The sequence below is a fragment of the Photobacterium kagoshimensis genome, assembly GCF_050337045.1.
GTDB classification, from domain to species: Bacteria; Pseudomonadota; Gammaproteobacteria; order Enterobacterales; family Vibrionaceae; genus Photobacterium; species Photobacterium kagoshimensis.
The window spans coordinates 458,305-467,324 of record NZ_JAKJSO010000010.1 but is presented as its reverse complement, the minus strand read 5'-3'; the positions used below and the strand labels follow the sequence as shown (position 1 = coordinate 467,324).

The 9,020-nt window shown below is 40.7% G+C and carries 9 protein-coding genes and 2 pseudogenes; 10 read left to right on the top strand and 1 reads right to left on the bottom strand.

Annotated elements, in window-relative coordinates; genetic code table 11:
* Nucleotides 1–158: 158 nt before the first annotated feature.
* The 10 genes and pseudogenes from L4C35_RS07700 to L4C35_RS07655 form a co-directional block, all read left to right on the top strand.
* A pseudogene (locus tag L4C35_RS07700) lies at nt 159–1,070 on the top strand (RHS repeat-associated core domain-containing protein); the annotation flags it as partial.
* A gap of 9 nt (nt 1,071–1,079) precedes the next feature.
* Complete coding sequence (locus tag L4C35_RS07695) at nt 1,080–1,832, top strand: PoNe immunity protein domain-containing protein (protein ID WP_428462331.1); 753 nt, start codon at nt 1,080–1,082, stop codon at nt 1,830–1,832.
* Nucleotides 1,833–1,853: 21 nt separating this feature from the next.
* Nucleotides 1,854–2,645: a PoNe immunity protein domain-containing protein gene (locus L4C35_RS07690; RefSeq protein ID WP_428462330.1), complete on the top strand. Its 792-nt coding sequence runs from the start codon at nt 1,854–1,856 to the stop codon at nt 2,643–2,645.
* 134 nt (nt 2,646–2,779) lie between these two features.
* Nucleotides 2,780–3,445, top strand: coding sequence for a GAD-like domain-containing protein (locus L4C35_RS07685; RefSeq protein ID WP_428462329.1), 666 nt, complete (start codon nt 2,780–2,782; stop codon nt 3,443–3,445).
* A gap of 452 nt (nt 3,446–3,897) precedes the next feature.
* The gene (locus L4C35_RS07680) at nt 3,898–4,290 is read left to right on the top strand and encodes a hypothetical protein (RefSeq protein ID WP_428462328.1); all 393 of its coding nucleotides are present in this window, start codon (nt 3,898–3,900) and stop codon (nt 4,288–4,290) included.
* Nucleotides 4,291–4,430: 140 nt separating this feature from the next.
* Nucleotides 4,431–4,766 (top strand): immunity protein YezG family protein, encoded by a 336-nt coding sequence (locus L4C35_RS07675; protein WP_428462327.1) that lies wholly within the window; start codon nt 4,431–4,433, stop codon nt 4,764–4,766.
* 345 nt (nt 4,767–5,111) lie between these two features.
* The gene (locus L4C35_RS07670; RefSeq protein WP_428462348.1) at nt 5,112–5,459 is read left to right on the top strand and encodes a T6SS immunity protein Tdi1 domain-containing protein; all 348 of its coding nucleotides are present in this window, start codon (nt 5,112–5,114) and stop codon (nt 5,457–5,459) included.
* Nucleotides 5,460–5,468: 9 nt separating this feature from the next.
* On the top strand, nt 5,469–5,768 hold the full coding sequence (locus tag L4C35_RS07665) for an RHS repeat-associated core domain-containing protein (RefSeq protein ID WP_428462347.1): 300 nt from the start codon (nt 5,469–5,471) through the stop codon (nt 5,766–5,768).
* Between the two features lie 71 nt (nt 5,769–5,839).
* A pseudogene (locus L4C35_RS07660) lies at nt 5,840–6,207 on the top strand (DNA/RNA non-specific endonuclease).
* Nucleotides 6,204–6,551, top strand: a complete 348-nt coding sequence (locus L4C35_RS07655) for an immunity protein YezG family protein (protein ID WP_428462326.1) — start codon at nt 6,204–6,206, stop codon at nt 6,549–6,551. The pseudogene L4C35_RS07660 and the gene L4C35_RS07655 overlap by 4 nt, the downstream one beginning before the upstream one ends.
* A gap of 171 nt (nt 6,552–6,722) precedes the next feature.
* Here the strand turns inward: L4C35_RS07655 and L4C35_RS07650 are convergent, their stop codons facing one another.
* On the bottom strand, nt 6,723–8,708 hold the full coding sequence (locus L4C35_RS07650) for a bifunctional metallophosphatase/5'-nucleotidase (RefSeq protein ID WP_428462325.1): 1,986 nt from the start codon (nt 8,706–8,708) through the stop codon (nt 6,723–6,725).
* Between the last annotated feature and the right edge of the window lie 312 nt (nt 8,709–9,020).

Sequence of the window (9,020 nt, the reverse complement as noted above, 5' to 3'; positions counted from 1 at the left end):
CAGTTTAATTGTTGGTGGTGAAAGTGAGCTAGCAAACCTTAGCAAAGTTAATATTTTTGTACATCTCTCTATTTTAGCGCAGTTCGGTCAAATAGAGGTACTTGATCACAAAGCACTCATGAGAAAAGCTTTTATTTAAAGCCAATTACCGTACTTTTGGCTTTGCTGATATCACGATAGAAAAAATCAAAAATCCCCTTCGCTACCAAGTGCAGTATTTTGATGACGAGTCAGGTCTGCACTACAACCGCTTCCGTTATTACGATCCAATCACTGGTCGCTTCATCCACCAAGATCATACTGGCGTTGCATGGGATACACTTTATACGCTAGTTGATGCGGCCTATTATCCTATTGATATTGTGACTCGCCCACTTGGTTTTACCACCCATGCGGTAGATAGAACTAATGCAAGAATCAACGACGCATTGGATGCAGCGCAAGAGCTGAAGGCAAACACAGTCGCTAATTGGGAGTGCCGTAACTGGGAAGGACTTGGTAGTAACTTAGCGGCGATTGGGATGGTGGTTAATCCGAGGTCGTTAGTTAAAGGGAATGTGACACCGGCATACAGTAAAAAAACTATTGCTGCGCAGTCAGTGAAACAGGCGGCTCGAAGAAAAGTACCAAATGATTTCACTGAATTTAAATCAATGCCCCATAAAAAAGCCGCAGCAGGTGAGTATAATGCCCATGCGTTAATGGAAGAAAAAGGCTATAAACCACTCGGAAATACAGATGGGAAATATAAGCCAGGAGCCACAGGCATCGATGGTATTTACGCCCATCCGAACCCACCGCCAGATTTTGTGATCATCGAAGCGAAATACAATACCGCTCGCTTAGGTAAGACCAAAACGGGAAAGCAGATGAGTAATGATTGGGTGACTGAGAAACGTCTTGAAAAAGCAGGGATGAATGAAAGGGATAGACGTAAAATTTTAAGAAGTTTAAAGAAAGGTAATAATACAGTAGAAAAATTAATTATTCGTAATAAACCAGATGGTACTTTAGTGGTCAAAACATTAGATAAAAATGCCAACATTATCGGTAAAGCAGTAGGTTTTTAGGAGTCGCAAATGTTACGAGATAAATTAAAAGATAAGGCTTATTTTGACGACAGAGTTGATTTTAGGCTTGAGTGCATAGAAGAAGATATTGATGATATAAAAAATGATGATTCAGAATCGTTAGAAGTAAAAATGTTAGGATCTTTTAGAACGGTTAGCGATATAACGTATTTATTACACCAAAAATACTCACGCGGCGACGATCTCGTAGAGTTTAAGGCGCATTTAGAAACTGCACTGGAGTACCGAGGCTGGCAAAAGCATTACGCTGATGCCCTGCCCCGAAAAGAGCAAAAAAACCGTATTGGCTGGGAAGAAATTCGCGAAGATTATTTAGAGAACTGGTTAGACTGGCTTGCCTTTGCTTATTGCCTAGAGATGGGGCCAGACTATTATCAGCAGGTATTCGACTTAATGGCAAACCAAGGGCTTGATGCCTTATTTGATAAAATCGCGGTTGAAATGGGGGATAGTTCACGTAAAGTCAGCGATACTCTGTTGTTTAAAAAACGTTTTAAAAAGCTCTATACGGTGATTGAAGCAGAGCCAGAGCAACGTCCTAAACTGATGCTCGCCTATTTAAATGCCTGGTACAAGTTAATCGAGTCGCCAGATTATCACTTAATGGATACCGATGCCTATATCGGCTATTGGTGCTGGGAATCGGCTTTAATTGTAAGGTTATATGACATAGATGACAGCAGTTTTATCGACCATGAGTATTACCCGAAAGATTTAGTGCATTGGCAAAGTAATAAATAGCAGCAATAGCAAGGAGCAATAATGACACTCCGTGATACCCGTAGACCCGCTGATTATTTCAGCCATTTAGTTGTTGATTTTGATGAAGCGCTGCAAGAAACCCAAGATGCACTCGACGCGGGTAATTTTAAAACACCCACGAGTCGTGTTGATATCGCGCAACGGTTATATCAGCTTTCTATCATGCGTGCGGTCGCGCATTATTCTCATGGCACAAGCATTAAAGCATTAACCCCGTATGTTGAAGCCATTTTATCTTATCGCCAACAACTGAGTGCCATTGCAGACCAACTTCCATCACAACATCAATTTTACCGTGATGATTTTGAGCAACTCGGTGAAGTAGGGGACGCGTGCGGCTCTGCTAATATCAACCGCTACGTGTATGTTTTATGGTGGCTATCTCTGCTCGTTGCCTGTGATGTAGAAGCAACACATATAAAATCAGCATTAGCCATCATAGGTGAACAAGGTAAAGATACCCTGCTGGATAATATCGCCATTGCCCTCGGCGATAAGGATAGGGCCGTTTCTGCTAATCTTTATTACCCAGAGGTTTATCAACCATTAAGCGATGCATGGAAAGCAAGCTTTGATGAGCAGCACGAGCTGCTAAATACCTTTGTGAGCCAATGGTATGAGAATTTGGATGAAGCAGATTGGTACGCAAGTGATGAATGTGACTGCGAATTTGAATATACCGATTATTATATTGGCTACTGGTGTTTTGAATTTGCACTGGTTATTAATTTGCTCTCAATCCCATTATCGGCATCATTCTCATCCCCAGCCATTCCTCATGATTTAATATGATGACAGCGGAGAGTTAATCGCACTCTAAAAAACGACAGAAATGTTTGTATGCAGCAAGATATTGTAGGCATGTGACGACTATGTTTGATATGAGAGAGAAGCTAAAGCCAAACTTTGAATAAGTAGCTAATGACATGATAACTGAATTTAAACTTGATGAAGATTTCGAGTACTTTTTAGAAAAGTTTGGCGAGCCTTTTACCAGTATCCCTTGCTCGCCAACAATAATTGACCAATTCAAAGATAAATTACCTGATAGGCTACTTGAATATTGGCAAGCATATGGTTTTTGTGGTTTTAAGCAGGGGTTATTCTGGATAGTTAATCCTGCAGAGTATGAAGATATTCTAGATGAATGGCTAGAGCACACCGACATACCTGATAACGACATTTACCATGTTATTGCTCGAAATGCTTTTGGCGATCTGTTTCTATGGGGGGAAGAAACAGGCTATAAGTATGAAATAACTGTCGCCAATGGCTGGATCATTGAGAAGGATGGCAAGCCGCGTAAGCAACATCATATTGCCATTGAAAGATTTTTTGGTTTTGCTCGCGTAGACAGCCACGACATAACCAGTGAGTCAGGCAAGCCTTTATTTAATGCTTGTATTAAAAAACATGGCGCACTAGGTAGCGATGAAATGTTTGGCTTTGCGCCCAGTTTAATTGTTGGTGGTGAAAGTGAGCTAGCAAACCTTAGCAAAGTTAATATTTTTGTACATCTCTCTATTTTAGCGCAGTTCGGTCAAATAGAGGTACTTGATCACAAAGCACTCATGAGAAAAGCTTTTATTTAAAGCCAATTACCGTACTTTTGGCTTTGCTGATATCACGATAGAAAAAATCAAAAATCCCCTTCGCTACCAAGTGCAGTATTTTGATGACGAGTCAGGTCTTCCAACCGCTTCCTTTGCAACGCTCCGAACACTGGCCAGCGAGATATTGGAGGGCGTGTGACGACTATGTTGTCGTGTCTGCAAGCGGGACACGAGACAGCATTTAGTTCCACTATGATGATGTAAATCGCCTTATGAAGGCCAATACAGCGACAAGAAAATCACGTCAATAGCTAAGGCAGATAATCAAGGAAGGGGGCAGATTGGACAGCAGAAGGGTATGACGTTAGGTTAAAAGTTGAGTTAGAGCCAATTGGTTCAGACCGACTGATATATTTAGTACATATGAAGTATTTGCCCCAAAACAAGGGAACGAGTAAGTAAGAAAAACATAAAAAAATTTAGGGGATAAAATGAATATTGCAAACGATGATTTAATGAATATAGCGCAGCTTTTTTTAAGAACTGAAGATGTAAATGATTATGAGTGGGAATGCTGTGCATTTGTATTTGAATTTGGAGAGGGGCACATTTCAAATTCAGGTTTTTTATATAATGGTCAAAAAGTGATACCTGCAACAGCAGATATTGATGGAGAGCGATTGTTGTTAGGGGATACCTTAATGGCATTGCGTGAAGATATATTTAAACAGTGCGGTCATAAATTCATACAGTTATTGTTTCAAATGGAAAATGAAACTAAGCGTTTTAAAATAGATTTTGAGTTTGATGATGCAACTCGCTGGGCAATCACACCAGCGACTATGTTTGATATGAGAGAGAAACTAAAGCCAAACTTTGAATAAGTAGCTAATAATATGACAACTGAATTTAAACTTGATGAAGATTTTGAGTACTTTTTAGAGAAGTTGCAATCAGTCCCACATATTTTATATCTGGTAAAAGAAAGCGGTTACACTATTAAATCAAGTTGGAGGATAAGTAATTGATAACGATTGACGAAATATACATGGGGATAGCTGAACATTTAACCAGCCAGCTAAATGAAAAATGGAAAGAATGTAAAATTGATGCCGAGTTTCTAGAAGATGCAGCTGAATTAAATGTGACATATATTAATGCCAATGGGCAGGGATTTGACTTAGAGGGCGGTTATAACTTATTTAAACTTTTTAAAGAGCTTCATTCTATCACTACTGAAAATTCAGGAAATAAATGGAATCGAGCCAAGTTCACACTGGAACCTACAGGTAAGTTCAATATGGAATTTGAATGGGATCAAGCATTATTTGATGAAATTGAACGTTTAAATAACGAGTAAACAAAAATCAACGATAAGCTGAGCGTACCACCTGAGCGCTATCAAACTCAATAGTGCCGATATACTCAAGATGCAAAGATGCAAAGATGCAAAGATGCAAAGATGCAAAGATGCAAGCAAGGGTAAGAGTTTGAGCGCTACTAATCGAATGGTATTACCCAACAGTGTGATTTTGATAGCCATGGCCGCCTGTATTTTAGCTACGACGCGCTAAATCAACTGCAATCACACCAGCGAGCCTTGCTCGCCCACAATAATTGAACAATTTAAGGTAAATTACCTGATAGGCTACTTGAATATTGGCAAGCATATGTTTTTTGTAGTTTTAAGCAGGGGCTATTTGGGATAGTTAACCCAGCAGACTATGAAGCCATCCTAGATGAATGGCTAGAGCATACCGACATACCTGATAATGACTTTTCAATTAAATGTTTTTTTGGCTTTAGTGATGTAGACGAACACGACATAACCAGTGAGTCAGGTAAGCCTTTATTTAATACTTGTATTAAAAAACATGGCGCACTAGGTCGCGATGAAATGTTTGGCTTTGCGCCCAGTTTAATTGTTGGTGGCAAAAGTGAGCTAGCAAACCTTAGCAAGGTTAATATTTTTGTACATCTCTCTATTTTGGCCCAGTTTGGTCAAATAGAGGTACTCGATCACAAAGCGCTCATGAGAAAAGCTTTTAGTTAAAGCCAATTACTGTACCTTTGGCTTTGCTGGTATCACGATAGAAAAAATCAAAAAACGCTGCGCTACCAAGGACAGTATTTTGATGACGAGTCAGGTCTGCACTACAACCGCTTCCGTTATTACGATCCAATCACTGGTCGCTTCATCCACCAAGATCCGCTTGCCGTCGCATGGGATACACTCTATACAGTAGTTGATGCTGCGTACTATCCTATTGATATTGTGACTCGCCCGCTTGGTTTACCACCCATGCAGTTGATAGAACCAATACCAGAATCAACGACGCATTGGATGCAGCGCAAGAGCTGAAGGCCAAGACAGTCGCTAATTGGGAGTGCCGTAACTGGGAAGGACTTGGTAGTAACTTAGCTGCGATCGGGATGGTGGTTAACCCGAGGTCGTTAGTTAAAAGGAATGTGACATATAAAGCGGGTAAATATCGCGGTATTAAAGATGGTTTAATCGACGATGAAAATAGGGTCTTAATAGCTTTTATCTTTAAAGGGCCGGGTGAGCAAATAAACTATGCGGCAATGGATGGCAATTTAAATAAAGGCGCATGGAAGCGTATGGAAATAAATGGACTAAAGCCTTAAAAGGCGACCCACCTAAAAAAGTAGAAGTTGAAAGCAATGCCATTTATGATGGTGATAGTAAAAGTCCGAGTGCTTTTGATGTATTTTATGAAATAGATGGTGTAGAGAAATTTGTCCCATTTGAAAATAAACCTGAAGGTAAGTTACTATGAGTTTTGATGAAATCTATTTAAGCATAGCTGGAAATATGCTTGAAAACATCAAGTCAAAGGACTGGATAACATCACATATTGATGTTGAATACTATGGTAAGGATGCTCTAGAGATGGGAGGTGGTTTTAAAAATAAAGACAATGCGTTTACATCTTTTAAATTTCGCAAATTTGATAGGCGTATCATTAGCGATTTTCATCGCTTATATCAAATGACAATAGAAAATAACTTTAGTAAATGGAATAGAGCCAAGTTCACACTGGAACCTGCAGGTAAGTTCAATATGGAATTTGAATGGGATCAAGCGTTATTTGATGAAATTGAACGTTTAAATAACGAGTAAACTAAAATCAACGTTAAGCTGAACCGTATTACCTGAGCGCACCGTGGGACAGAACGTAACGGTAACTGAACGCTATCAAACTCAAATTAACGCACAAGGATACTGCGTTTAATTTAATGTAAAAAGGGCCTATCACTAGACCCTTAATATATATAATGGCTTACTCAGAAATTACATTGCGCGTTTGAATGTAACTACTTCATAGCTTTGCGGCGTGATCACTGGCATCTCATTAGCGATGTAATCGATCATTGCTTGTGCATCAGTATTACAGCGGGTATTGGCAGCTTTACAGTTCGGCGCTTTATCTTCGTAGCGAACTTTGTATTTACCGTTCACTTCTTCAATATTCTTCACTTTAAAGCCCGTTAGCTTGCCATCGACATAGGCAAGGTCAACACGACCAGAGTTTTTCTGTTGTGCTTTAAACAGTGGAGTCCAGCCATCGTTACCTGTTGCATTGTAGTTGTTCACTGCAATGTTGTAGGTTTTGTTGTCTTGTAATGGCGTCCATGTTGGGTTACTTGCTGTACCTGTCATGACTTCAACGAAATCTAGCTTACCGCTTTGGTTCGCTTGCGTTTCAGTGAATTGGTAACGAATGTGGCCACCGTATGGGAATTTACCAGCGTGCGCACCTGCTGGAAGGGTTGCTGTGATAGTGCCTTCAATTAATGCTTTAATGTCTTTACCTTTAACGGGTAGTACTGACATAAAGTTAGAGAATGGCAGCATCTCAAGGGCAACGTTACCTTCACGGTACTCACCGGCTTCAATGTTCGTACGGATACCACCAGCACCAATTAGTGCGAAATCAACGTCCATACCTGTTACAGCTTTTACTTCTGGTGTGTTAGCCCAGTAGTATTGGCCTGCTGCAATTAACACCGCAACATCTGAACCATGCTGGTCTGTGCCTTTGTCACCAGGACGGCGTTCGTGGTTAATTTCTTCTGGTACTTGTGCAATCACTTTACCGTAAGCTTTATCAACAGCTGGCTTGTATTTGGTATCGATCAGCGAGCGCATAGAGGCTTCTTCATCGGTGATAGTGATGTTGTCTTCACCTTCGATGAAATCGACAACTTTTGCATTGTCAGCCGCGTTAAATTTACTCTCAGCTTCACGCATTGGCGAGTGGTAGTATTCGTCGTTACTTAGCAGGGTATTCAAGCCAGCACACGAGGTCACGTCACCTTGCTTGTCAAAGCTTACTTCAAGTTGACCTATTGCTTGCGCGTATTGGCCCGCTTGAACAACACATGTTTGGCTCGTACCGTTCGGGTTAGTCACCATTTGTGCGTAAGTGCCTGTATGGTCGTGGCCAATGTTAGTAAAGTCGCCTAGAAGGGTGTGTGAGTGACCACCAACAATCAGGTCAATGCCATTTACTTTTGATGCAACATCTAGATCAACCGCGTTACCAATGTGCGTAACCGCGACGATATTGTTGATGCCTTTTGCTTTTAGCATATCAACCGTTGCTTGTGATGACTCCACCATGTTGTGGAATTCAACTTTACCAGTGTTTGGCGATAGGTTTGGCATGTCGTCAAGCGCGATACCAAATACAGCCACTAAATCTTTGTCTGTTGGTAGGTTAGTTAGATCTTTTACTTCAACCTTATCGTTACCATCAAAAGCGAATACTACAAAAGGTTTTAGGTTAGTTTGACCTTTAAGATCTGGGTCTTTGCTGATATCTACGTTAGCTGCTAGAACTGGGAAGTTAATATCGCTAATAAACTGATTCAGCTTTGCGTTATTAAGATCAAATTCGTGGTTACCTAGCGCCATTGCATCTAGGCCCATACGGCTTAGTAGTTCTGCGTTCATCGCACCTTCGTTTAATTTGAAGTATGCGCTGCCTTGCCATGCATCACCACCATGTAAGAACAAGAAACTTTCATCTTTTTCAGTGGCTGCTTGTTTGTACTCTTCGGCCATTGTTTGAAGGCGAGGGTAGCCACCGAACTCATTGTAAACCAGTGTATCGTTTGCTTTAAAACTTGATTTAACTGGATCGAAATTAGAATGCGTGTCGTTGATATGAGCAACGGTTAGAGTGAAAGCATCATCTGATGGTGCAGGACTAAGCGAGCAGCCTGTAAGTGCCAATGTGATAGACATCGCGATAAGAGGCTTGGAGAACGTCATGTTGATACCTTTTTATAATTATCTGCAAAATGGATAGCCAGGAAGCGTTAACTGCCACTGCTTGAAGGAGTATCCGCGGAAATATGGGCGAGGGCACTATATAGAAGTTGAAATGAGTGGGCAATTGCAGGAAAGTCAAACTGAGATCACGGTTAACACTTAATGTTAATATACTCACAAAAATGATAGCAAGGGCGCAGTATCACATCCAATTAGGAGCTTGGGTGGGGTTTTTATGTGAATCAGGGAATTAGAAAAAAGACGGCACCTCTGAAGAAGTGCCGTTTGCTTATTGAATGCTTGTTTATACGT